This is a genomic window from Xanthomonas sp. SI (assembly GCF_014236855.1).
In the GTDB taxonomy this organism is placed as follows: domain Bacteria; phylum Pseudomonadota; class Gammaproteobacteria; order Xanthomonadales; family Xanthomonadaceae; genus Xanthomonas_A.
Window position 1 is genome coordinate 1,036,344 of record NZ_CP051261.1, and the last position, 24,759, is coordinate 1,061,102.

The 24,759-nt window shown below is 68.1% G+C and carries 20 protein-coding genes; 12 read left to right on the top strand and 8 right to left on the bottom strand.

Annotation, left to right across the window (positions count from 1 at the left end):
- Positions 1-20 precede the first annotated feature (20 nt).
- A complete protein-coding gene (locus tag HEP75_RS04425) occupies positions 21-2,897 on the top strand; it encodes a TonB-dependent receptor (protein WP_185825586.1) in 2,877 nt (958 codons plus the stop codon).
- A gap of 488 nt (positions 2,898-3,385) precedes the next feature.
- Here the strand turns inward: HEP75_RS04425 and HEP75_RS04430 are convergent, their stop codons facing one another.
- Positions 3,386-4,501, bottom strand: a complete 1,116-nt coding sequence (locus HEP75_RS04430) for an HDOD domain-containing protein (protein ID WP_185825587.1) — start codon at positions 4,499-4,501, stop codon at positions 3,386-3,388.
- A gap of 162 nt (positions 4,502-4,663) precedes the next feature.
- Positions 4,664-5,197 (bottom strand): inorganic diphosphatase, encoded by a 534-nt coding sequence (ppa, locus tag HEP75_RS04435; RefSeq protein WP_179567039.1) that lies wholly within the window; start codon positions 5,195-5,197, stop codon positions 4,664-4,666.
- Positions 5,198-5,392: 195 nt separating this feature from the next.
- Here ppa and HEP75_RS04440 point away from each other — a divergent pair, with 195 nt between their 5' ends.
- Positions 5,393-5,881, top strand: coding sequence for a hypothetical protein (locus HEP75_RS04440; protein WP_185825588.1), 489 nt, complete (start codon positions 5,393-5,395; stop codon positions 5,879-5,881).
- 59 nt (positions 5,882-5,940) lie between these two features.
- Here the strand turns inward: HEP75_RS04440 and HEP75_RS04445 are convergent, their stop codons facing one another.
- Entirely contained in the window at positions 5,941-7,968 is a 2,028-nt protein-coding gene (locus HEP75_RS04445) for a sodium-translocating pyrophosphatase (RefSeq protein ID WP_185825589.1), read from the bottom strand.
- 257 nt (positions 7,969-8,225) lie between these two features.
- Here HEP75_RS04445 and HEP75_RS04450 point away from each other — a divergent pair, with 257 nt between their 5' ends.
- On the top strand, positions 8,226-8,765 hold the full coding sequence (locus tag HEP75_RS04450) for a hypothetical protein (RefSeq protein ID WP_255423998.1): 540 nt from the start codon (positions 8,226-8,228) through the stop codon (positions 8,763-8,765).
- A 296-nt stretch (positions 8,766-9,061) separates the two neighbouring features.
- Here HEP75_RS04450 and HEP75_RS04455 read toward each other — a convergent pair whose 3' ends face one another.
- Both HEP75_RS04455 and HEP75_RS04460 read right to left on the bottom strand, forming a co-directional pair.
- Positions 9,062-9,277 (bottom strand): DUF6434 domain-containing protein, encoded by a 216-nt coding sequence (locus HEP75_RS04455; protein WP_185825590.1) that lies wholly within the window; start codon positions 9,275-9,277, stop codon positions 9,062-9,064.
- Between the two features lie 141 nt (positions 9,278-9,418).
- Positions 9,419-9,958 (bottom strand): DUF308 domain-containing protein, encoded by a 540-nt coding sequence (locus tag HEP75_RS04460; protein WP_185825591.1) that lies wholly within the window; start codon positions 9,956-9,958, stop codon positions 9,419-9,421.
- Between the two features lie 136 nt (positions 9,959-10,094).
- Here HEP75_RS04460 and HEP75_RS04465 point away from each other — a divergent pair, with 136 nt between their 5' ends.
- Positions 10,095-10,670, top strand: coding sequence for a TetR/AcrR family transcriptional regulator (locus HEP75_RS04465; protein WP_185825592.1), 576 nt, complete (start codon positions 10,095-10,097; stop codon positions 10,668-10,670).
- 65 nt (positions 10,671-10,735) lie between these two features.
- Positions 10,736-12,106: a hypothetical protein gene (locus HEP75_RS04470; RefSeq protein ID WP_185825593.1), complete on the top strand. Its 1,371-nt coding sequence runs from the start codon at positions 10,736-10,738 to the stop codon at positions 12,104-12,106.
- 233 nt (positions 12,107-12,339) lie between these two features.
- Here the strand turns inward: HEP75_RS04470 and HEP75_RS04475 are convergent, their stop codons facing one another.
- Entirely contained in the window at positions 12,340-13,596 is a 1,257-nt protein-coding gene (locus tag HEP75_RS04475) for a 6-phosphofructokinase (RefSeq protein WP_185825594.1), read from the bottom strand.
- 145 nt (positions 13,597-13,741) lie between these two features.
- Here HEP75_RS04475 and HEP75_RS04480 point away from each other — a divergent pair, with 145 nt between their 5' ends.
- The 3 genes from HEP75_RS04480 to HEP75_RS04490 all read left to right on the top strand — a co-directional run bounded on the left by HEP75_RS04480 (position 13,742) and on the right by HEP75_RS04490 (position 17,609).
- Positions 13,742-14,305 (top strand): adenylate kinase, encoded by a 564-nt coding sequence (locus HEP75_RS04480; protein WP_185815346.1) that lies wholly within the window; start codon positions 13,742-13,744, stop codon positions 14,303-14,305.
- Between the two features lie 1,218 nt (positions 14,306-15,523).
- Positions 15,524-16,999: a UDP-N-acetylmuramate:L-alanyl-gamma-D-glutamyl-meso-diaminopimelate ligase gene (mpl, locus tag HEP75_RS04485; protein ID WP_185825595.1), complete on the top strand. Its 1,476-nt coding sequence runs from the start codon at positions 15,524-15,526 to the stop codon at positions 16,997-16,999.
- 28 nt (positions 17,000-17,027) lie between these two features.
- Positions 17,028-17,609, top strand: coding sequence for an LON peptidase substrate-binding domain-containing protein (locus HEP75_RS04490; RefSeq protein WP_185815348.1), 582 nt, complete (start codon positions 17,028-17,030; stop codon positions 17,607-17,609).
- Positions 17,610-17,911: 302 nt separating this feature from the next.
- Here HEP75_RS04490 and HEP75_RS04495 read toward each other — a convergent pair whose 3' ends face one another.
- Positions 17,912-19,927, bottom strand: coding sequence for a bifunctional DedA family/phosphatase PAP2 family protein (locus HEP75_RS04495; protein ID WP_185825596.1), 2,016 nt, complete (start codon positions 19,925-19,927; stop codon positions 17,912-17,914).
- Between the two features lie 48 nt (positions 19,928-19,975).
- Between HEP75_RS04495 and HEP75_RS04500 the strand changes: the two genes are divergently transcribed.
- The 4 genes from HEP75_RS04500 (at position 19,976) to HEP75_RS04515 (ending at position 23,658) form a co-directional block, all read left to right on the top strand.
- Positions 19,976-20,650 (top strand): serine/threonine-protein kinase, encoded by a 675-nt coding sequence (locus HEP75_RS04500; RefSeq protein WP_185825597.1) that lies wholly within the window; start codon positions 19,976-19,978, stop codon positions 20,648-20,650.
- 125 nt (positions 20,651-20,775) lie between these two features.
- A complete protein-coding gene (locus tag HEP75_RS04505; RefSeq protein ID WP_185825598.1) occupies positions 20,776-21,591 on the top strand; it encodes an NAD(P)-dependent oxidoreductase in 816 nt (271 codons plus the stop codon).
- A gap of 405 nt (positions 21,592-21,996) precedes the next feature.
- The gene (locus tag HEP75_RS04510) at positions 21,997-23,070 is read left to right on the top strand and encodes an ROK family transcriptional regulator (RefSeq protein ID WP_255424073.1); all 1,074 of its coding nucleotides are present in this window, start codon (positions 21,997-21,999) and stop codon (positions 23,068-23,070) included.
- Between the two features lie 165 nt (positions 23,071-23,235).
- On the top strand, positions 23,236-23,658 hold the full coding sequence (locus tag HEP75_RS04515; protein ID WP_185825599.1) for a VOC family protein: 423 nt from the start codon (positions 23,236-23,238) through the stop codon (positions 23,656-23,658).
- Between the two features lie 4 nt (positions 23,659-23,662).
- Here HEP75_RS04515 and HEP75_RS04520 read toward each other — a convergent pair whose 3' ends face one another.
- Positions 23,663-24,532: an ion transporter gene (locus HEP75_RS04520; protein WP_185825600.1), complete on the bottom strand. Its 870-nt coding sequence runs from the start codon at positions 24,530-24,532 to the stop codon at positions 23,663-23,665.
- Positions 24,533-24,759 lie beyond the last annotated feature (227 nt).

Genomic DNA, 24,759 nt, shown 5'->3' on the forward strand with positions numbered 1-24,759 from the left:
CGTTACCCCTGGAGAGATGAATGAACCTTCGCACTTCCGCAGTGCGGCTGGGCCTGTTGCCCGCCAGCATCGCGATCGCGTTGACGCCGGCTATCGCCGGCGCGCAAGAATCCGCCGCTACCGATAGCAATCCGACCAACCTCGACCGCATCGAGGTCACCGGGTCGCGTATCCGTCAGGCCAGCTCGGAAACCGCGCAGCCGGTAATCGCGCTGCAGCGCGCCGACATCGAGAAGCAGGGCTACACCAGCGTCGCCGATATCGTGCAGAACCTGTCGGCCACCGGTTCGCCGGCGATCAGCCGCGCCGATGCGTTGTCCTCGGGCGAAGAAGTCGGCGGCCAGTACGTCGATCTGCGTAACCTCGGCCCGCAGCGCACCCTGGTGCTGCTGGACGGCAAGCGCATGGGCGTCAGCTCCGGCGGCTACACCGATCTGGCCTCGATCCCGACCTCGATGGTCGAGCGCGTGGAAGTGCTGACCGACGGCGCGTCGGCGCTGTACGGCTCCGACGCCATCGCCGGCGTGATCAACGTGATCACCCGCAAGAACTTCGATGGTCTGGAAGCCAGCGCCTACGTCGGCCAGTACGGCCAGGGCGACGGCCACAAGGAAACCTACAACTTCGTCTACGGCGCCAGCAACGACCGCGGTTCGCTGACCCTCGGCGCCGAGTACAGCAAGGAAGATCCGGTCTACGCCAAGAACCGCGATTACAGCGCGTCGCCGAACGGCTACTTCCACCCGGTTCCGACCGCCGATGCCTCCAACGGCTGGAGCGCGATCAGCGAGAAGGGTGTGCTGCTCGACGCGGACGGCAACATGTATTCGCTGAATCCGGGCGGCAACCCGCGCAACTTCGCCGACTACCACGACTTCAGCAACGCCGATCTGTCCAACCCGAGCCAGCAGATGTTCCTGCAGACCGGGATCGAGCGCCGCTCGGTGTTCGCCAACGGCAACTTCGATTTCACCGACAACGTCCGCGGCACCGCCAGCGTGCTGTACACCGAGCGCGAGACGCTGCAGCAGATCGCCGGCTATCCGTACCGTTCGGTGGCGTTCGACAGCCCGCTGTCGGGCGAAAGCTACTTCAATCCGCTGCCGGGCCAGGACGTCGATTTCATGCGCCGTACCTGGGAAGTGCCGCGCCAGACCCGTTCCGAGCTGAACACCTTCCGCTTCAGCGGCGGGCTCGAAGGTTCGTTCCAGCTGGGCGACAACTACTGGGATTGGGACGTCGGCTACGTCTACAACCGCAACAAGGGCACCAAGACCGGTACCGGCAACCTGTTCGTTCCGAACGTGCAGAACGCGGTCGGCCCGTCGTTCCTGGACAGCGACGGCGTGGTCAAGTGCGGCTCCGCCGGCAACGTGATCGCCGGTTGCATGCCGTGGAACCCCCTGCTGCCGAACGGCACCGCCGGTGCCGGCTCGCTGGCCGATCCGGCGCTGCAGGCGTACCTGTTCCTGCCGTCGCACGACACCTCGATGAGCACCACCAAGGTGTACAGCGCCAACCTCAGCGGCACCATCATGGCGCTGCCGGCCGGCGACCTGGCGATGGCCGCAGGCGTCGAGCACCGCAGCGAAGACGCGCGCTACGATCCCGACGCGCTGCTGCAGTCCGGCCTGAGCACCGACCTGGCCGGCGCGCCGACCCGCGGCGGTTACTCGCTGGACGAGGTGTACCTGGAGTTCAACATCCCGGTGCTGGCCGACATGCCGTTCGCCAAGGAACTGTCGTTTGACGTGGCCGGTCGTTACTCGGACTACAACACCTTCGGCGACACCACCAACAGCAAGTTCGGCCTGAAGTGGAAGCCGATCGACGACCTGCTGGTGCGCGGCACCTACGCCACCGGCTTCCGTGCGCCGACCGTGTCCGACCTGTACGGCGGCACCTCGCAGACCTTCGACTCCTACACCGATCCGTGCGACACCCTGTTCGGTGCCGCGACCCGCAACGCGGGCGTGGCCACGCGCTGCGGCGGCGCGGTGCCGGCGAACTTCCGCCAGGAAGCCTCCGGCGGCGTGGATGCCAGCGGTCCCGGGTCGCAGTCGAACTACGCGTACCTGTCCGGCTCTAACCCGGAGCTGCTGCCGGAAACCTCCAAGACCTACACGCTGGGCCTGGTCTACAGCCCGAGCTACGTGAACGGCCTGGACATCAGCCTGGACTGGTGGAAGATCCGCATCGACAACGTCATCGCTGCCGAATCGGTCACCTCCATCCTCAACCAGTGCTACGTGCAGAACATCGGCGCGGCCTGCGACCGTTTCGTGCGTGATGCCACCAGCGGCCAGGTCATCGACGTGACCCGTACCCTGATCAACGGCGGCTACCAGGAAACCGCCGGCTACGATCTGGGCGTGCGCTATCGTCTGAGCGACACCGGCTTCGGCAACTTCGTGTTCGACTGGAAGACCACCTACGTGGACTACCAGGAATACAAGCGCGACAACGAGTCGGAAACGCCGATCGAGCAGCACAATGGCTGGGGCAGCAGCGACTGGGGTTCCAACTTCCGCGTTCGTTCCAACTTGAACGTGGATTGGAGCTACGGCAGCTTCGGCGTCAACTGGGGTGTGCGTTACTACTCCGGTCTGCGCGAGGCTTGCACGTACGATCTGGGTGGCGGTTCGGAGTGCAACGAGCCGGGCTTCACCTCCGCGTACACGCTGGAGCAGCCGTCGCGCACGGTCGGTTCCAACACGTTCCACGATGTGCAGATCCGCTACAACGCGCCGTGGGATGCCACCGTGTCGTTGGGTGCCAACAACGTGTTCAATCACCAGGGCCCGATCATGTACAGCCAGCCCAACTCGAACTTCTCGTACAACGGAAGCTTCGACATCGGCCGCATGCTCTACATGAAGTACACCCAGCGCTTCTGATCCATCGGCGTCTGAGTAACAAAAAAGGACGGGCCGCAAGGCCCGTCTTTTTTTGCTTTCGGCGCACATCGAATGCGGCGGCGGCGAGAGGTTGAGCGGTGAGCGAGGAGGGCGGCGGTTTTTTTGTGGGAGCGACTTCAGTCGCGACGGACACTACCGATAACGCGTCGCGATTGATGGCCCGACGCCACCCGGAATGACTCCCGCAAGAAAGGCCGCAGCGCCGGTGTCCCGCTATCGCTGCGGCGAATGGTCATGGCGGCAGTGTCGGACACGAGGGGGGGGCGAAGACAGCGAAGCTGAGCCGATGTGTCTACTTGGATGGTCTGTGTCGATGACGCATCGCCGGAATTGCCGGCAAGCCGCCGGCGTCAGCGCCGCGTGGGGCACTGCTCATTCCTTTCGATACGATGCGCGATGGGGTCGGCTCTCACGTGAGAGCCGCTTTCCCATCAACTTCCCGCGCCGCGAGGGCAGCGCGGCCGCGGCTAGGCCGAGGTCAGTCCCATCAGGTTATCCGCCTGTTCGCGCCAGGTCGGCAGCTTGTTCAGCGTGCCGGTCTTGGTCAGGTAGTCCTCATCGATCTCCGAGCCGCTGGCCAGCGCCATCGCCACGTGCACCGCGCCGGTGACCCAGAAGCTGCGGGTGCTGGACCGCTGCGGCTCGCGGTGGAACGCCACCGCTTCGATGATCGGCATCGGCAGGCCCCACAGGCCGAGCAGGTAGGCGCCCGCCTCGGCATGGCCGGGACGTTCGTCGTCGCCTTCGACGGCCGGCTCGCGCTCGTTGCGGATGCCCGGCAGCAGCAGGCCGATGTCGGCCAGCAGCGCGGCGGTCGCGCCCAGTTCGGCGCTGGAGGACGGCAGCATCTTCGACGCCAGCTTCGACGCCAGCAGCGAGCGCTGCTGCAGCGCGTTGCGTTCGGCATTGGACAGCGCCTGCACCGAGAACACTTCGCTAGCCAGGACCAGGTCGCGCAAGGTGGCGATGCCCAGCCGCGTCACGGCGGTGCGCAGGTCGGAAATCGTGCGGCCGTTGGAGAAGTACGCCGAATTGCACAGCTGCAGCACCTTGGCCGCGATCGCCGGATCGGCCGAGACCAGCTTGGCCAGGTCGGCGGCGTTGCTGCCGTCGTCCTGTTCCAGCGCATGCATCAGGCTCAGGTACAGATGCGGCGGCGAGGGCAGCTTCTCGATGCGGCCGATGCTGGCGCGCAACCGGGGATCGCCGAGCAGCTCCTGCAGTTCCTCGATGCTGGTGACCGCCTCGAGCAGCATTTCCGGCGACAGCGGCAGCGGCAGGAAACGATGCGCCACGCCGATGATGCGCGCCGGCGGCGCGCGGTTGCTCTGCTCGGCGTCGATCAGCGCGATGCGGATGGTTTCCGGGCTCAGCGTGCGGATCTGGCCGAGCAAGGTGGCCGTGGTCAGGTCCGGCAGCGCCGGCGCGGCGATCACCGCATCCAGCTGCACGGTCGCGGCGGCGGCGATGGCGGCATTGCCGTCGGTCACGGTCTGGACCTGCCAGTCCTCGCCCAATTCGCGGATGTATGCGGTGACTTCGGCCGGCAGGCTCGCCTCGTCGCCGACGAACAGGATACGCAAGAGACTACCCCCCAAGAGGGGCCGGTTCACGCTCGACCGGCCCGGACATTCGTTCAGCAATGTACTCTAAACCCCGGAATACGGCAGCGTCCGTATTCGTAAAACGTGAAGCGAGTCAGCCACGGCGGGCGATCCCCCCCGCCGCGGCGTCGGTTCGTCAGGTCAGGCGCCGGCCTTGTAGCGCTCGACCGCGTCCAGCAGGATCTGCTTGGCCTCGGCTGCGTTGCCCCAGCCGTCCAGCTTGACCCACTTGCCCTTCTCCAGATCCTTGTAGTGCTCGAAGAAGTGGCCGATGCGCTCCATCCAGTGGCCCGACACCTGGGCGATGTCCTCGATGTGGCCGTAGCCCTCGAACACCTTGGCCACCGGCACCGCCAGGATCTTCTCGTCGCTGCCGGCCTCGTCGCTCATCTTGAGCACGCCGACCGGGCGGCAGCGCACCACGCAGCCGGGCACCAGCGGCAGCGGCAGCACCACCAGCACGTCGGCCGGGTCGCCGTCGCCGCACAGGGTGTTGGGCACGTAGCCGTAGTTGCAGGGATAGCGCATCGGCGTGGACAGGATGCGGTCGACGAAGATCGCGCCGCTGGCCTTGTCCACTTCGTACTTGACCGGCTCCGAATCCTTGGGGATTTCGATGACGACGTTGATTTCTTCCGGGAGATTCTTGCCGGAGGTGACCAGTTCCAGACCCATGCGCTAGCTCCAGTGGAGTGGCTTCAAAGAGGCCTGCATTCTAGTCGGTTGGCTGTTGCAATGCAGCGCGGGCGGCTAAGCCTATTCCTACAAGGTTTTCGGACTCCATACCGAGCCGCATGGGGAGGCTTCCGATAGTGCCCGGCCGCTTGTGAGGCGAGGCTATGTCCACAGTCCATCCCAAGGAGCAAGACGATGAAAGGAATCCGGTATTCGATAGGCCCGCTGCTGGCGGTCGTGTTGCTGGCCTGTGGCGCATCGCAGGCGCAGGCGCAGCAGCAGGTCTACGTGGATGCGGTCGACTATCCCACCGCGGGCGCAGGCTGGGAGGCGTTCGACGATCTGGAGCGGCGGCTGGCCGAGGACTTCGACCAGAGTTGCGGCGACACCTTCTGCGAGGGCGAGTACAGCGACTACCAGCCGCTGCGCTACCGCTGCTCGGTACGCCAGCGCGATGGGGCGATCGGGCAGTGCGTGTGGACCTTCGGCGCCAGCGAGGCCAGCATCGACCCGGCCACCGGCCAGGTGCAGGTGGATGCGAAGCTGTGGCAGTGCCCCACACCGTTGCTGCCGCAGACCCGGCTGGTGGCGCTGTACCAGGCGCTGGCCGGGGAGCACCCGTTGTTCGCGCCGCTGCCGCACAGCCAGCGCAGCGTCAACGACGGCTTGATCGATTGCCTGTAGTCGCGCTGCGTGCGGCCCGGCGCCGGCGGATCGCCAGCGCCGGTGCCGGGTGCGTGCCGCTACAGCAGCGGCACCATCAGCAGGGCGACGATGTTGATGATCTTGATCAGCGGATTGATCGCCGGGCCGGCGGTGTCCTTGTACGGATCGCCGACGGTGTCGCCGGTGACCGCTGCCTTGTGCGCCTCGCTGCCCTTGCCGCCGAAGTGGCCGTCCTCGATGTACTTCTTGGCGTTGTCCCAGGCGCCGCCGCCGGTGGTCATCGAGATCGCCACGAACAGCCCGGTGACGATGGTGCCGATCAGCAGGCCGCCGAGCGCACGCGGGCCCAGCAGCAGCCCGACCACCACCGGCACAGCCACCGGCAGCAGCGACGGCACGATCATTTCGCGGATCGCCGAACGGGTCAGCATGTCCACCGCGCGGTCGTACTGCGGCTTGCCGGTGCCTTCCATGATGCCGGGGATCTCGCGGAACTGGCGCCGCACCTCCTCGACCACGGCGCCGGCGGCGCGGCCCACCGCCTCCATCGCCATCGCGCCGAACAGATAGGGGATCAGGCCGCCGAGCAACAGACCGATGATCACGGTGTGGTCGGACAGGTCGAAGGCGAAGGTTTCGCCCGGATGCGCGGCGCGCAGGTTGTGCGTGTAGTCGGCGAACAGCACCAGTGCGGCCAGCGCGGCCGAACCGATCGCATAGCCCTTGGTCACCGCCTTGGTGGTGTTGCCGACCGCGTCCAGCGGGTCGGTCACCGCGCGCACTTCCGGCGGCAGTTCGGCCATCTCGGCGATGCCGCCGGCGTTGTCGGTGATCGGCCCGTAGGCGTCCAGCGCGACGATCATGCCGGCCATCGACAGCATCGCCGTGGCGGCGATGGCGATGCCGTACAGGCCCGACAGCGCGAACGCGCCCCAGATCGCCGCGCACACCGCGATCACCGGCAGTGCGGTCGATTTCATCGAGATGCCGAGCCCGGCGATGATGTTGGTGCCGTGGCCGGTGGTCGAGGCCTGCGCCACGTGCTGCACCGGCTTGTACTGGGTACCGGTGTAGTACTCGGTGATCCACACGATCAGGCCGGTCAGCACCAGGCCGATCAACGCGCAGCCGTACAGCTTGGTCGCGCCGGCGGCGGTGTCGCCCATCAGTTGCTGGGTCACCGGCCAGAACGCCGCCGCGGCCAGCAGCGCGGACACGATCACGCCCTTGTACAGCGCGCCCATGATCGAGCCGCCGGGACGCACGCGCACGAAGAAGGTGCCGACGATCGAGGCGACGATCGACACCCCGCCGAGCACCAGCGGATACAGCACCGCGTTGCGCCCGGCCTCGGCCGCCATCAGCCCGCCGAGCAGCATGGTGGCGATGACGGTGACTGCATAGGTCTCGAACAGGTCCGCGGCCATGCCCGCGCAGTCGCCGACGTTGTCGCCGACGTTGTCGGCGATCACCGCCGGGTTGCGCGGATCGTCCTCGGGGATGCCGGCCTCGACCTTGCCGACCAGGTCCGCGCCGACGTCGGCGCCCTTGGTGAAGATGCCGCCGCCCAGGCGCGCGAAGATCGAGATCAGCGAACTGCCGAAGGCCAGGCCGACCAGCGCGTGCAGGCTTTCCTCGACGCTGCGTCCCAGCCATTGCAGCACGCCGTAGTAGCCGGCCACGCCGATCAGGCCCAGCCCGACCACCAGCATGCCGGTGATCGCGCCGCCGCGGAACGCCACGTCCATCGCCGGACCCAGCCCGCGCCGCGCCGCCTCGGCGGTGCGCACGTTGGCGCGCACCGACAGGTTCATGCCGATGTAGCCGGCCGCGCCGGACAGTACGGCGCCGATCGCGAAGCCGCCGGCGGTGTACCAGCTCAGGAAGAACCCGACCAGCAGCAACAGCGCCACGCCGGCGACGGCGATGGTCTGGTATTGGCGGTTGAGGTAGGCGCGGGCGCCTTCCTGGATCGCATCGGCGATCTGCCGCATGCGTTCGTTGCCGGCGGGCTGCGCCAGGATCCAGCGTGTGGACACGATGCCATAGAGTATTGCCAAGGCCGCGCACGCCAGTGCCACGGTGACCGCATATCGTTCCAGCATGACCCCTCCCAAGGATGTGGATGACGCCCAAGCGGTGGGACGTACAACGGGATCACACCAAAAGGAGTCTGAGGCATGCAACGACTCCGCGGCCGCAATGCGCCGGTGGTGCGTATCGCAATGTTCGACCTGGCTTGAACCGGGCCGAGTATGCGCCCGGGTCCTGCCCATCGCCAGCGTTGGGCGCCTACGCTGTCTTGGCGCCGCGTTCAGTCGGCGCGTGGCAGCGTTGCGCATCGCTTCCAAGGAGCAAGCCCATGCAATCGACCATCCCGGCGCGGCTGCGCGCACTCGCTTCGACCCTGGCCCTGGGCCTGTGCGCCTGCGCGCCGCTGGCGGCGCTGGCCGCCGATCCGGTCCCGGAGCTGCAGCGCCAGCCCGGTACCGCGCAGGCGGTGGGCGTGGTGCATACGATCCGGCAGATCCCCGAAGCCTGTGTGCGCTTCGAAGGCGTCTACACCGGCGATGCGGCGCAGCCCTACAAGTTTTCCGCGGTGCGCAGCAGCCCCACCTGCCAGCCGCGCGCCAAGCTGGTGGAGTTCGACCAGGCCAAGCCCAGCGAAGCGACCGGGTGGAAGTTCAACGATGTGATCCGCGTGCCTAGCGCCGCCTGTCCGTCGCAGCAGGCGGTGGTGCGGGTGTGGCGCAAGCCGGTGGCGACAAAGGCGGATCTCGACGGCCAGGGCCAGTCGCGGATTTATTTGGAAGAGGCGAAGAAGCAGGCGGCAGCCGGCGCGATCGCGCAGGTGCCGCAGTTCGCCGCGCAGATGACGCTGGAAGGCAAGGCTTGCCGCTGAGCCGGTGCGCGTAAGCGCATTCCTTGTGGAATGCAGCCGCTGCGCGACTGCTCGCGCAGCGTCGCCGATGCGTTGCATGGACATCTGGCGGCCGGGCACGTTTCCTGTCTGACGCGATGCGCTTGCATGCTCGCGCCGTTCGCCGTTCGCCGTTCGCCATCCGCGCTCAGCCCGGCCAGCGGCTGCCTGAAATGCATTTTTTCTCAGCCGCGAACGCGCGTTGCCGTGCGCCGCCGCCAGTTTTTAATCGAACGTATAGGCCACGCGAACCTGCTCAGCGTTATCGCGCTAGCTAGCTACAGTCCTGCCCGCCGTCGGCGCAGCCATTCGTCGGCAACGTCGCCCATGTTCTTGGGCGCGCCGTCCTTGATCCACGCCATGAAGGCGCGATCGAACTTGAATCCGGCTCCGCACGCACCGGCCAGGAACCGGCGCACTGCCTGCGTATTGCGGTAGGTCTCGTCCACCGGCGTTGTGCGGGTGATCGGACCGTTGTGCCAATCGACGTCCATTCTGGTTCCTTGTCGCCGGTTTGCAGGGCGGATGCCGGTTGGCGTGCGCTAGCGTAACCGCATCCCTCGCCGTGAATCCGCCGCACCTGTGCGCCTGGACAAAAATTCTCCAATGCGGGAAGCGCGTTCTCGCCAGGCGCTTCAGGAAATCGAGGACGCCGGACGCGGTTTCCGGAAGCTCAGCCACAGGCCGGAAAGCAGGAAGTAGAGGCCGCCGAAGCCAGCGTAGGGCGCGAGCTGGGCGAGTGTGGGCGCGGTGCCGAACGACTGGACGACGAAGAACACGCCGGCGAGCGCCGATTGGGCGCCACTGATCATCATGAAGACCTGGCCGCCGAGCTTGCGGCGGCGGATGCCGACGGCGAGCTGGAACAGTCCCGCGAGCAACGCCCATGCGCCGAAGACCAGGACACCGCCCGCGTTGCCATGCAGCGCGAATGCGACTGCCATGGCGACGGCAGTGACGGCACTGACCAGCGCGTTGAACGTCTGCCCCGGGTTGGCACGGAGTCCGCCGCTGCGCCGCGCATCCATAACGTTTGCGAGCGCGTCCCAGGCCGGGTAAAGCACCATGAGTGTTCCGGCGAGCGCCGCGGATCCCGGCGAGGAAAGCAGGACCGCGGCGATCCAGGCGAAGGCGACGCCGGCGCGCAGGAGGTAGAAATTGCGAAGTGCGTTCATGGGGACATCCTCGGAAAGAGGATTCAACCTACTAGTTGGTAGGTAAATAGTCAATGCGCTCGTGAGGCTGCTTGATTTAGGGCTGTACAGGACTGGATGGATCGAGTGGCTACCTACTAAGTGGTAGAATCCAGCCATGACGACGCAGCAGAAACTCATCGATTCGGCCCGTTACCTGATCCAGGCCCGGGGCTACAACGGCTTCAGCTATGCCGACGTCGCCGAACAGGTGCAGGTGCGCAAGGCGAGCATCCACCACCACTTTCCTGCCAAGGCCGATCTGGCGCGGGCGGTCGTGGAGGAATCCCGCGGCCTGATCGTTGCGCAGACCCGCATGCTGGAGAGCGGCGCCTTCGATCCCGAGCAGCAACTCGGCTTCTATACCGGCTACTGGGAACGGTGCATCGCCGACGCGTCCGCGCCTTTTTGCGTCGCCGGCATGCTCGCCAGCGAATTGCCCACCTTGCCCGACGATCTGGCCGAGCATGTGCGCGCGCATTTCCGCGACCTGTCGAACTGGCTGGAAATCGTGCTGACCAAGGGCGCGCAACTGGGCCGGTTCCAACTGCAAGGCTCCGCCCGCCTGGAGGCGGAAGCGTTCATGTCGATCGTGTACGGCGCGATGCTCACCGCGCGCGCCTATGGTGAACCGAAGGTGTTCGCGGAGATCGTCCAAAGTGGGCTGAAGAAGCTTCTGCGCCCGCCAGGATGATCCGCTCGGCGCTCAACCGGCACCGAGCGTCGGGTGCACGATGGCGAGCATCGGAGATCAGTGCCTTGTTCTTTGGCGAAGTCCCCGGAGATAATTCCGGAATAGCCAACGGCACGGGCATCCATATGCGTTCCCAATCGATCGTCGGCGGTCTGCTCCTGATGACGGCGGCCGCCACGAGCATGGCTGGCAGGCCTTCCGCTTTGGCCGCAGCGGCGGAAGCGGATGCCGCGACGCGCGTCCAGGCCGCCAACGACCAGTCCGTCCAGGACGCTATGCATGGCCGCTATCTGGATGCCTCGTTCGGCCTGCTGGCGCATCTCGGCGTCGCCTCGGCGGGCGATATCCAGGATGCGGACGTGTTCGACCAATGGGCGCAGGTGATGTCGTGCATGACCGGCATGCCGACGTTCAATCCGGCGAAGGCGGCGGATTTCCACGTGCCCGAGGAACAGCTCGCCGACCTGCGCGCCGCGCACGGCGTTTCCGCGCTTGCGGAGATCGTGCGCCGCGCGCGCCGCACCAGCATCGTGATCCTCGACGAGAACCATCTCGATCCACGCGGCCGCGCGTTCGGGCTTGAGGTCGCGCGCGCCTTGCGCCCGCTCGGCTACACCGTGCTGGCGGCGGAGGCGTTGAAGCGCGATGCTGACGATGCGGTCTCACGCGACAAGATGGCGGCGCTCTCGAAGGACGGCTATCCACGGCAGATGAGCGGCTACTACCTGCACGATCCAGTCTTCGCCGATTTCCTGCGCCAGTCGCTCGCGCTGGGCTACCACCTGGTGTCGTACGAAACCACGCGCACGGACTACGCCGCCGATCCCGGCGAGGCCCAGGCGCAGCGGGAGCAGGACCAGGCCGACAACCTCATCCGGCGTGCGCTCGAGCAGGCTCCCACCAGCAAGATCCTGATCTATGCCGGCGAACACCATGCCGCCGAACGGCCGATCGCCGCAGAGGGCGCAAAGGTCGAGATGATGGCGCAGCGCCTCAAGCGGGCCACGGGCATCGATCCGCTGACGATCGACCAGGCGGGCCTGTCGCCGATTCCGATGAATCGGCCCGACGCCGACCTGTATGCCATCGCCGAACCCAAGACACACGGCCGCTCCGTGGTCTTGATGCGGCACGGCAAGCCGCTGACGGTGGGCCTGCTAGCGGGTTCGGTCGATCTGCAGGTCGTGCACCCGCGCACGACGCTCGTCGCCGGGCGTCCGCAATGGCTGGTGGGCATGGGTCGCACGCCGAGTCCGATCCCGCAGGCACTGTTGCCGACGGCCGGCACCCGCCTGGTCCAGGCCTTCGTCGCGCGCGAGGGCGACGACGCGATCGCGCTGGACCAGGTGCTGGTCGCGCCGGGAACCGCAGCTCCCGCGTTGATGCTGCCGTCGCTGCCGGTTCGCTATGCCGTGCAGGAACGCGACGCGCGCTAAGGCCTGCAACGCGATCGGCACAGCCTGGCCTAATCGCGTCGCCAGGTCCTGGGCAGTCGCGAGGCTGCGCTGCGCAGCCGCACTTGGCAGCAGGTTGGAGAACTGATGCCACTGCGTTCTTTCCGGCGCTCCTCGGCGACTTCGTGATCCTGCAGGCGGCGCGATCCCGCCGCGCAGCGCGCGCGCATCCGTTCCCGCCGATGCGCCGCCATGGCCGGCGCGCGCCGTGAGGGTCACCCCTCCCAGGCCGGCAGCTTCTTCTTCACCGCCACGTTCTTCAGCGTCACGTACTTGGGCAGGCCGTCGCTGCCGTAGGGCAGCGGCGCCTCGCCGCGGATCAGCGGCTGCAGGTAGCGGCGCGCCTTCTCGGTGATGCCGAACCCGTCCTTGCGCAGGAACGCCGGCGGCATCTTCTTCTCGTGGTTGGCGATCTTGCTAAGCGGCGCGGCTTCGATCTTCCAGCGGTACGGCGCATCGCTGCTGCGCACGATCACCGGCATCACCGCGTTCATGCCCTTCAGCGCGAACTGCACCGCCGCCTTGCCGGCCGCCTGCGCCTGCTCCCAGTCGGTCTTGGAGGCGATGTGGCGCGCCGAGCGCTGCAGGTAGTCGGGCAGGGTCCAGTGCACCTTGTAGCCGAGTTCGGCCTTGACCTTGCCGGCCAAGTACGAGGCCACGCCGCCGAGCTGGCTGTGGCCGAACGCATCGGTGCCGCCGCCGGCATCGGCGACGAAGCGGCCGTCGGCGGTCTGGATGCCTTCGCTGGCCACCACCACGCACCAGCCGACCTTGTCCACCACCTTGCGCACCTGCGCCAGGAACGCGGCCTCGTCGTAGGCGCGTTCGGGGAACAGGATGATCTGCGGCGCGTCGTCGGGCGACTGCGCGGCCAGTCCGGCCGCGGCGGCCAGCCAGCCTGCGTGGCGGCCCATCGCTTCGTAGACAAAAACCTTGGTCGAGGTCTCGGCCATCGCCGCCACGTCCAGCGCCGCTTCGCGCACCGACACCGCGGTGTACTTGGCGGCCGAGCCGAAGCCGGGGCAGGTGTCGGTGACCGCCAGGTCGTTGTCGATGGTCTTGGGCACGCCGATGCAGTGCAGCGGATAGCCGAAGGCGTCGGCCAGCTGCGACACCTTCCACGCCGTGTCGGCCGAATCGTTGCCGCCGTTGTAGAGGAAGTAGCGCACGTCGTGCGCCTGCAGCACCTGCAGCAGGCGCTCGTACTTGGCGCGGTCAGCCTCCAGCGACTTGAGCTTGTAGCGGCACGAGCCGAACGCGCCGCCGGGCGTGTGCGCCAGCGCGCGGATCGCCGCGGCCGACTCCTTGGAGGTGTCGATCAGTTCCTCGCGCAGTGCGCCGAGAATGCCGTTGCGCGCGGCCAGGACCTTGACCTTGCGCGCGCGCGCCTCGCCGATCACGGCGGCGGCGCTGGCGTTGATGACGGCGGTGACGCCGCCGGACTGGGCATACAGCAAGGTGCCTTGGGCCATGGTCGGGACTCGCTCCTGGGGTGGGGACATTGCCGGGACATTGCCCGGATGCGTTAAGCTGGGGGCCTTGCGGTACAGCGCAGGCGTGGCCCCCGAGTCTAACGCCGCCGGCCGCGCACGGTAATTTCCTCGAGGAGTCAGGTTGATGCGATTGGTTCTGTTGGGACCGCCCGGATCGGGCAAGGGCACGCAGGCGAGCCGCCTGAAGGACAAGCTGCAGATCCCGCACATTTCCACCGGCGATCTGCTGCGTGCCGAAGTCGCCGCCGGCACCCCGCTGGGCGTGCAGGCCAAGGAAGTGATGGCGCGCGGCGACCTGGTTTCCGACGATATCCTGCTCGGCATGCTCGAATCGCGCCTCGGCCGCGACGACGTCGCCAACGGTTTCATCCTCGATGGCTATCCGCGTAACCTGGCGCAGGCCTCGGCGCTGGACGAACTGCTGGCCAAGATCGGCCAGCCGCTGGACGCGGTGGTGCAGCTGGACGTGGCCACCGAACTGCTGGTCGAGCGCATCGCCGGCCGCGCCAAGGCCGAAGGCCGCGAAGACGACAACCCCGAATCGGTGCGCAAGCGCCTGCAGGTGTACAACGATTCGACCGCGCCGGTGATCGGTTTCTACGACAAGCGCGGCACCCTGGCGCGCGTGGACGGCGTCGGCTCGCTGGACGAAGTGCTGGCGCGCATCCTGGCGTCGATCGGCCGCTGAGACGGCCCTGCGACGAGCGGCCGCCTCGCTGCGGCGCTCGACGCGACCCATGGGGCTGACGGTCTCGCCTCATCCGCTGCGCTTCTTCGCAGGCCTGAGTCCGTCGCGCTCGCTTCACCGTAGGAGGGGCTTCAGCCCCGACGGTTTCCGAAGTCCCGAGGGACTTGCAGCCTGTTCGCTGGGTGCACTGTGGGAGGGACTTCAGTCCCGACGCATCGCGCCGCCGGAAAGTGCGCCGCTTCGCTCGTCGCGGCTGAAGCCGCTCCTACAGGGACTTGCGGCAAGCTAACTGGGTGCGCTGTGGGAGGGACTTCAGTCCCGACGCATTGCGCTGCCGGAAAGCACGCCGCTTCGCTCGTCGCGGCTGAAGCCACTCCTACAGAGACTTGCGGCAAGCTGACTGGGTGCGCTGTGGGAGGGACTTCAGTCCCGACGCAATTGCGCCGCCGGAAAGTGCGCTGCTTCGCTAGTCGGGGCTGAAGCCGCTCCTGCAGGGACTTGCGGCAAGCTAACTGGGTGCACTGTGGAGGTGGCTTCAGTCCCGACGCATCGCGCCGGCGGAAAGCACGCCGCTTCGCTCATCGCGGTTGAAGCCGCTCCTACAGAGACTTGCGGCAAGCTGACTGGGTGCGCTGTAGGAGGGGCTTCAGCCCCGACAGGCTGTGTCCGAAGTCTGCACCTCACACTTCGCTTGTCGCGGTCGAAACCGCTCCTGCACGGGATAGGACGTAAGGCTCGCGTGTACGGGGTGCGCGCAGGGTTCAAGCCCGCCAGGCGTCGACCTAACTCCGGCTGCCGCGCGTCCGCGCCACGTGGTTGGCGAACCGCGTTCTGCGCAAGAATCCAATCGCATCCGCTGCCAGCAGTGGCCAAGGCCAAATCCATGCCTCCCGCCACGCGTGGACGCGGGCGGGAGGCCGGAACCGTTAGGTGCCAGCGAACGGGCTTGCTCAGAGCCCCACAACATGAGCTCCCTTGGGGATGGCCTCTTGGGGAGTAGGACCGTAGGGGGTTGCGGCTGGCTCGTTCATTTTCGATGTTGGCTCCCGACTTGCCTATCGGGAACTTTCTTCAGGGGGTGTGGGGGATTTCCTACTTGACGTCGTCGCCGTTTCGAGGAAAGAGCTGGGCAGCTTGCCCCTCGATGGCGCCGCACCGCGGGCCGGCAGCCGCGTCGTGCCGGTTTGCGCGCGTCGGGGGATCGGCGACAATCGCGGCATGAGCAAGATCCATATTCTCGGCATCGCCGGTACGTTCATGGGCGGTGTCGCCGCGCTGGCGCGCGAACTCGGCGATGAGGTCGAAGGCAGCGACCAGGCGATCTATCCGCCGATGTCCACGCAGCTGGAGCACCTGGGCATCGCGCTGAAGCAGGGTTACCTGCCCGAGCACATCTGCGCCGACTGCGCGCAGGTGATCGTCGGCAATGCGCTGTCGCGCGGCAATGCCGCGGTCGAGGCGGTGCTGGATTCCGGCCGTGCCTACACCTCCGGCGCGCAGTGGCTGAGCGAGCGGGTGCTGCCCGGACGCGACACGCTGGCGGTGGCCGGCACCCACGGCAAGACCACCACGACCAGCATCCTGACCTGGCTGCTGCAGGCGGCCGGCCGCGAGCCGGGGTTCCTGATCGGCGGCGTGGCCGAGGATTTCGGCGTGTCCGCACGCCTGGGCGGCAAGGCATCGCCACCCGGCGGTGCGCAACGCGATCCGGGCGCAGAGGCCGTCGCGGCGCGCGAGCACGCAGCGGCCGCCACCGGCACGCGTGCGAGCGAAACCGCAGCCGCGGAAGCGCGGCCGCTGTTCGTGGTCGAGGCCGACGAGTACGACACCGCGTTCTTCGACAAGCGCAGCAAGTTCGTGCACTACCGGCCGCTGGTGGCGATCCTCAACAACCTCGAATACGACCACGCCGACATCTTCCCCGACGTCGCCGCGATCCAGCGCCAGTTCCACCATCTGGTGCGCACCGTGCCGCGGCGCGGGCGGCTGATCGTCAACGGCGAGGACGCGCATCTGCGCGAGGTGCTGGCGATGGGCTGCTGGACGCCGGTGGAGCGCTTCGGGTTCGATCCGGCGTTCGAATGGAGCGCGCGCCCGATTGCCGCCGACGGCAGCCATTTCGCTGTCTTGCACGATGGCCAGGAACTGGGCGAAGTGCGCTGGCCGCTGCTCGGCCGCCACAACGTGATGAACGCGCTGGCGGCGCTGGCCGCGGCGCATGCGGTCGGCGTGGCGCCGGCGCAGGTGATGCCGGCGCTGGCGCAGTTCCGCAGCGTCAAGCGGCGCCTGGAAGTGCTCGGCCAGGCGCAGGGCATCACCGTCTACGACGACTTCGCGCACCACCCCACCGCGATCCGCACCACCCTGGAAGGGTTGCGCGCGAAAGTGGGCGCGGCGCGCATCGTGGTGGCGATGGAGCCGCGCAGCAATTCGATGCGGCTGGGCGCGCACGCCGAGGCGCTGGCGCCGGCGCTGGAGGCGGCCGATGCGGTGGTGTTCCTGCAGCGGCCGGAACTGGCCTGGGACGCCGGCAAGGTGATCGCCGCGGTACGCGGCCAGGCCTGGGCCGCCGCGGACGTGGACGCGCTGCTGGCGGTGCTGCAGGCGCAGGCGCGCGCTGGCGACCATGTGGTGTTCATGTCCAACGGCGGCTTCGACGGTGCGCCGCGGCGCTTCCTGGCAGCGCTGCAGTGAGCGTCATGCCGCGCGCTGGAGTGCCCGCATGAGCGAGGAACGCAGCACGCTGGCGCTGTTTCCGCTGCATGCGGTGCTGCTGCCGGGTGCGTCGATCAAGCTGCGCGTGTTCGAACGCCGCTACCTGGACATGGTGCGCGACTGCGGTCGCAGCGGCAGCGGTTTTGGCGTGTGCCTGATTCTGGAGGGTGCCGAGACCGGCGTCCCGGCGGTGCCGGCGGCGTATGGCACCGAGGCGCGCATCGTCGATTTCGATGTCGGCGCCGACGGCGTGCTGGTGCTGAGCCTGCGCGGCGAACGCCGTTTCCACGTGCTGCGCAGCCGGGTCCGCGACAACGGCCTGGTGGTCGGCGACGTGCACTGGCGCGAGCCGGATGAGGACGACGAGTTGCGGCCGCAGCACGCGCTGTTGTCGACGGTGCTGGACAGCATCCTGGACCAGGCCGCCGACGTATATCCGGTGGTCGGTCCGCGCCTGCTCGATCAGGCCGCCTGGGTCGGCTGGCGCCTGGCCGAACTGTTGCCGCTGGACGAGCGCCAACGCCTGGCGCTGCTGCAGGAAGACGATCCGCACGAGCGGCTGGAGCAGTTGCTGGGATGGATTCCCTGAGCGCCGGGTGGGATTCGCAGCGGGTGTCGGCGTGGATGCGTGGCGAATGGCCATGCCTCTGCTGGACGCGGATGCTCCAGGCACGATCGAGCGTTTGTAGGAGCGGCTTCAGCCGCGACCTGAGCCATCAGCGACTGGGGATCGTTCCGCAGCATGGCGCGAGACTGGTTGGCGCGATACGAGGTAGCCATGAACCATCGGTCGCGCCAGGTTTTGCCGGCAATGTCTGTTGCGACCGACGTCACTCCTCCATTGCTCCGCTACACGCTCCGCTGGCGCTAAACAGCTGAAGTGGGCCTGCGTTATTGGGCCTCGGCCGGCGCCTCGCCCTCGCTGCGCACCAGCAATACCGGCACATCCGACGGGCGATGCATGTCCTTGCGGGTGGGCAGCGTGTGCAGCGCGTCGGTGACCGCGTTGAGTGCGGGATCGGCGCCGCGCAGCGGGCGCCACAGGCCGATCAGGTTGAAGTGGCGTTCGTAGCGCAGGCTCTGCGCGCTGCCCAGCCACAGCGGCACGTTGCCCGGTTGCAGCCGCGCCGGAGCCGGCCACAGGCGCAAGGCATACAGTTCGCCGGGGCGCGGGCCGCGGCGCAGCATCAGCAGCGATTCCACCCGGGTGTCCAGCGTCGCCGGCAGCACCGGGACGCGTTCGGCCTGGGTCTTGTAGTCGAGCAACTGCAGCGCCTGCTGCCAGCCGGCCTGCGGCTGCACGCGCCAGCCGGCGGCTTCGAGCTGGCGCTGCAGCGGCGCCAGCGGTCCGGCCACCTGCAGGTCCAGCGGCCAGCGCTGGTCGTCGTCGAACTCGTTGCGCCGCGACGGCAGCAGCCGCCACTCGTCCTGCCACCACGCGCTGGCGGTCAGGTCCATCAGCACCGGCGGCGGCGGCTCGAACTTGGCCAGCTTGCGTTCCAGATCGCGCGGCGCGTACCACAGCGCCGCGGCCACGAAGCCGCCGTAGAACAGCCAGGCCAGCGGCTTCATCCAGAACGCGCGGTTGAAGCGGCGGCGGTAGGCGATGCCCAGAACCAGCAGCCAGAAGATGCCGAACAGCATGCCGCCGACCACGTCGCTGAGCCAATGCGCGCCCAGGTACAGGCGGGCGAAGCCGATCAGGGTCACCACCACGCCCGACAGCAGGTACGGCCACACCCGCGAGCGCCCGGGCAGTTCGCGCGCGATCAGCACGGCGAAGAAGCCGAAGCTGATCGTGGCCATGGTCACCGCCACCGAGGGAAAGCCGAAGCCGCTGCTGGCGGCCGGCGGGCGCACCACGTGCACGGTGGTGCCGAGCAGCTTGGTCAGGGCCAGGCCGAAGGCCAGTGCCGCCAGCCAGTGCGCCGCGGCCATCCAGCGCTGGCGCCAGATCAGGTAGACCAGGCCCAGCGTGGTGGCCGGCACCAATACCTGCCAGTCGCCGAGCGAGGCCAGCGCGGTCATCGGGTAGTCGGCCAGCGGATTGCGCAGCGCCAGCATCAGGTCGTGCACCGCCAGGTCCAGCCGCAGCGGCTCGCCGTGGCCGACCACCACCATCAGCAGCGCGAACCAACCCCAGCCCAGCGCCAGCAGCATCACCGCCAGCATCGCCAGCGGCACCGACTCGCGCCGTTGCGGGTCGAACACCGCGACCGAGTAGCGGCCCAGCACCGGGTGCCGGCGCGACCAGTCCAGGCCGCGCGCCAGCAGCGCATCCATGTGCCCGGCCGACCAGCGATAGCCGTACAGCACGATCGCCCAGACCAGGCCCAGCGCCAGCACCAGCAGGCCCAGCACCAGGAACAGGCGCCCGGCGACCGCGGCCACCGCGTCGTAGGCCTGGCCGAGCAGCCAGCCCGGGCCCAGGAACAGCAGCGCCCAGGTCACCGCGGCGACGCCGCTGGCGACGAAGTAGCGGCGCAGCGGCATCTTCATCATCCCCGCCACGGCCGGCACGAACGGGCGGATCGCGCCGACGTAGCGCGCCACCAGGATGCTCTTGAAGGCATTGCGGCGGAACATCGCCTCGCCGCGATCCAGCAGCTGCGGATAGCGCCGGAACGGCCAGTAGTTGCGCAGCTGGTGGCCCCAGCGATGGCCGACCCAGTAGCTGAGCGCGTCGCCGGCCAGCGCGCCGAGGGCGGCGCTGACCACGGCGTACGGGCCGGAGATCTGGCCCAGCCCGATCAGCACCCCGATCGCGAACAGCAACGGCAGCGCCGGCACGATGGTGCCCAGCACGATGACCGCGTCGCAGAACGCGATCGCGAAGATGACCGCGCCGGCCAGGATGGGATGCGTTGCGACCCACTCCAGCGTGGCGTCGATCCATGATGCATTCATGGGGGGATTATAAGTGGGCGCGCATGGCGTTCCGCTTAAACTGCCGCGATGACACGCGCGCCGGCCGCTTCCACCCAGATCCTCAAGTCCGACAGCTTCGGACGCATCCTGCTGGTACGCGAGGCCGACGGCCACGGCGAGCGCGTGTTCGTGCGCCGCGACCTGACCGCCGCGCCATGGTGGCTGCGCCTGCCGGCCTGGTGGCTGGCGCGGCGCGAGGCGCGGGCGCTGCAGCAGTTGTCGGGCATGGCGGCGACGCCGCAGCTGCGCGGCTGGGACGGCACCTTCCTGGACCGCAGCTACCTGGCCGGCGACGCGATGTACCAGCGTCCGCCGCGCGGCGACCTGGCCTACTTCCGCGCCGCCCGGCGCCTGCTGCAGCAGGTGCACCGGCGCGGCGTGGCGCACAACGATCTGGCCAAGGAAGCGAATTGGCTGGTACTGGAGGACGGCAGTCCGGCGCTGATCGACTTCCAGCTGGCGGTGCGCGGCGCGCCGCGTTCGCGCTGGATGCGGTTGCTGGCGCGCGAGGACCTGCGCCACCTGCTCAAGCACAAGCGCATGTACTGCCGGCAGGCGCTGACCCCGGTCGAACTGCGCCTGCTCAAGCGCCACTCCTGGGTGCGCGAACTGTGGTTCGCCACCGGCAAGCCGGTCTACCGCTTCGTGACCCGGCGCATTCTGAAGTGGGAAGACAACGAGGGGCAGGGGCCGAAGCCCTGAGAGGCCGGGATTCGGGATTGGGGATTCGGGATTGGTAAGGCGCATGGCTGTGTCTGGGGCTGTCCTGGCGGGGACGACAAAGGCGCTAAGCTGCGGCGAATCTCCAATCCCGAATCCCCAATCCCATGACGTTGCAAGGCAAAACCCTGTTCATCACCGGCGCCTCGCGCGGGATCGGTCTGGCGATCGCGCTGCGTGCGGCGCGCGACGGCGCCAATATGGCGATCGCGGCCAAGTCGGCGGTGCCCAATCCGAAGTTGCCCGGCACCATCCACAGCGCCGCGGCGGCGGTCGAGGCGGCCGGCGGCCGCGCGCTGGCGCTGAAGTGCGATATCCGCGAGGAGGAGCAGGTGCGCGCGGCGGTGGCGGCGACGGTCGATGCGTTCGGCGGCATCGACATCCTGGTCAACAACGCCAGCGCGATCTGGCTGCGCGGCGCGCTGGACACGCCGATGAAACGTTTCGACCTGATGCAGCAGGTCAATGCGCGCGGCAGTTTCCTGTGCGCGCAGGCCTGTCTGCCGCACCTGCTGCGCAGCGCCAATCCGCACATCCTGACCCTGGCGCCGCCGCCGTCGCTGGATCCGAAATGGTGGGCGCCGCATACCGGCTACACGCTGGCGAAGATGGGCATGAGCTTCGTGACCCTGGGCCTGGCCGGCGAATTCGGCCCGCAGGGCGTGGCGGTCAATGCGCTGTGGCCGCGCACGCTGATTGCCACCGAAGCGCTGAACATGATCCCGGGCGTCGATGCGGGCAACGGCCGGCGTCCGGAGATCATGGCCGATGCGGCGCATGCGGTGCTGACGCGCACCGCGGCCGGGTTCCATGGGCAGTTCCTGATCGACGACGAGGTGTTGGCCGCGGCCGGGGTGATCGACCTGTCCGGCTACGCGCTGGATCCGGCGCAGCCGTTGTTGCCGGATCTGTTCCTGGATTGAGCGGGGCAGGCGCCGGCCGGTGCAGCGACAGTGCGTCCGTCGCGCCGCTGGCTGCAGGAGGGGCTTCAGCTCCGAACTTGACCGCAGACTGGAAACTTTCATGGATCGCGGCAGGGCTGATTTCTCTGCAGGATGTGCGGCCGAGGATTGGGCGCAACGTGGAGGTTTGATGCGGAGGCGCAGCGGTCTTCTGGATCGTCGGCCATCTCCACACAGCGGCGATTTTCAGTGGCAATGGCGCAAATTTAATAACTATGGGTGAATTAAATATTTCACCATTGCCCGCTATGCTTTCCGACCTTTCGCCGATCCTCGCTCATGCCCGCTCCCGTCGCCGTCTCGCTGCCGCGCGCTTCCCGTTCCGTCCATGCCACGCATGCCGATCTGAGCGACAACGAGCGGCGCATGCTCGACAGCCTGCGCCTGTTCGGCACCGTCACCCGCGCCGATCTCAGCCGCATCACCGGATTGACCGTGCAATCGGCGGTGCGCCTGATCGATGGCCTGGCCGAGCGCGGGCTGGTGCTGATCGGCGCCTCGCTGGCGCATGGCGGCCGCGGCAAGCCGGGTGCGGCGATCGCGCTCAATCCCGCGCACGGCCATACCGTCGGCTACTCGATCGCCACCGACGCGCTGTCGCTGGCGCTGCTGGATTTCAGCGGCCAGGTCCGCGCCACCGCCGAGCACCGATTGCGTTCGACCGAGCCGGCGGCCTTGCTGGCGCAGTTGCGCGAGGCCGACGCGGCGCTGCTGGCCGCGGCTGGGCGCGGACTTGGGCCTCGGCTGGGCGCGGGCGTGGCGATGACCGGGTTCTTCGTCGATGGCGCCGAGCGCATGAATCCGCCCGATCCGCTGCGCGCGTTGGGCGAGCTGTCGATCGGCGACTGGCTGGCCGACGCGCTGGGCCTGCCGGTGTGGGTGGACAACGACGGCAGTGTCGCCGCGGTCGGCGAAAGCCTGCTCGGGGTCGGCCGCCAGTACCGCGATTTCGCCTATCTGTATTTCAGCTACGGTCTCGGCGGCGGCGTGGTGATCGACGGCGCCGTCCTGCGCGGTGCGCACGGCAATGCCGGCGAGTTCGCCGGCATGCTGCCGGGGCCGGGCCTGGAGCGCGGCACGCTGGAACTGCTGCGGCAGATGTTGATCGAGGATGGGGTGATGCTGGCCGACGTCAGCGCGCTGGTGGCGGCCTACGATCCGTCCTGGCCGACGATCGAGCGCTGGATCGCGCGCGCGGTGCCGGGCCTGTCGCTGATCGTCTCGGCGATCAGCGCCGTATTCGATCCGCAGGCGGTGGTGTTCGGCGGGCGCCTGCCGCGCGATCTGGCGCTGCGCCTGATCCCGCAGCTGCGCGTCGACAACCAGCCGCGGCGCGGCCAGGCGCGGCCATTGCCGGTGCTGCTGCCGGCCGCGGCGATGGCCGACGCCAGTGCGGTTGGCGCGGCCACGCTGCCGTTGAAGGCCTGCTACTTCCGCTGAAAGGCGTGTGCACGGCGTCCGTGCCGGCGGCTTGCCCGCGCCTGCACGCCGCGGGCGCTACCCTATGCGCCTGTGCAAGGACTTCGCTGTCGCGCCCCGTGTGGCGGCAGCGGCCGCAAATCGTGGCGGTCCTGCCCGTTTCCCCCATCCATTGGAGTTGTCGCGATGAAATACCTGCATGCCATGATCCGCGTCCACGATCTGCAGAAGACCAGCAAATTCTTCACCGAAGGCCTTGGCCTGAGCGAGACCCGGCGCATCGAGAACGAAGCCGGCAAGTTCACCCTGGTGTACTTCGGCGCGCCGCAGAACCCGGAGGCCGAAGTCGAGCTGACCTACAACTGGGGCTCGGACGAGGACTACGGCAGCGCCCGCAACTTCGGCCATCTGGCGTTCGAGGTCGACGACATCTATGCGCTGTGCGCGCATCTGCAGGCTCAGGGCATCGTCATCAACCGCCCGCCGCGCGACGGGCGCATGGCCTTCGTGCGCAGCCCGGACCTGATCTCGATCGAGCTGCTGCAGAAGGGTGAGGCGCTGGCCCCGGCCGAGCCGTGGGCATCGATGCCCAATACCGGCGTGTGGTGAGGGCTCAGGGCGCGGTATCGGGCAACACCTGGCCGCAGCCCCGGCAATAGCCGGCGCTGCGGTCATGGCCTTGCAGGCCGCAGCGCGCGCAGCTGCGTTGATCCGGCGCGCGGTTGCGGTCGACGTCGCGCAGGCTGTTGGCCAACTCGGCGGTATAGATGCCGGTGGGCACGGCGATGATGCTGTAGCCGATCAGGATCAGCACCGAGGTGATGGCGCGGCCCAGCGGCGTGAGCGGCGCGATGTCGCCGAAACCGACCGTGGCCATGGTCACGACCGCCCAGTACATGGCGGTGGGGATGCTGGTGAAGCCGTTGGCCGGCCCTTCCACCACGTACATCAGCGCACCGAAGATCACCACCAGGGTGATCACGGTGAACAGGAACACGAACACCTTGCGCCGGCTGCGCCATAGCGCGTCGACCAGCAGGCTGCTTTCCTCCACGTAGCGGGTCAGCTTGAGGATGCGGAACAGCCGCAGCACCCGCAGCACGCGCACCACCAAGAGCGTCTGCGCGCCGGGCAGCAGGAACGAGATGTAGGTGGGCAGGGTCGAGAGCAGATCGATCACGCCCCAGAAGCTCAGCGCATAGCGCAGCGGCCGCTTCACCGTCATCAGTCGCAACGCGTACTCGGCAGTGAACAGCGCAGTGAACGCCCATTCCAGCACGTACATGGAGCCGGCGTAGCGCGCATGCAGCGCCGGCACGCTGTCGGCCATGATCACCGCGACGCTGGCCACGATCGCCGCGACCAGCAGCAGATCGAAATTGCGCGAAGGCCGGGTGTCGTGCCGATAGATGATGTCGAACCAGCGCCGCCGCCAGCCGTGCTCGGTCGCCGGGGCGAGTTGGGGATCCAGGAAAAGTCGCATCCGCGCATGCTAACCCGGCCCTGTTCCGGCGGGCGCGTGCTTGCGCGCGCTGGCGAAGCACCTGGGGCGTCTGCCGAGTGTCGCCCCCAATCAATCCTGCTGCGGCTGGTAGTGCGCTGGTGGATTCGTGTTCCTGGCCGTGCGCCGCCGCGGCGGCTGCGCGCGTGGGTCCGTTCGCGCCGGCCGCCACGCCGCGCAGCGGTCTTATACTCGTGTGCTGTCTCCCC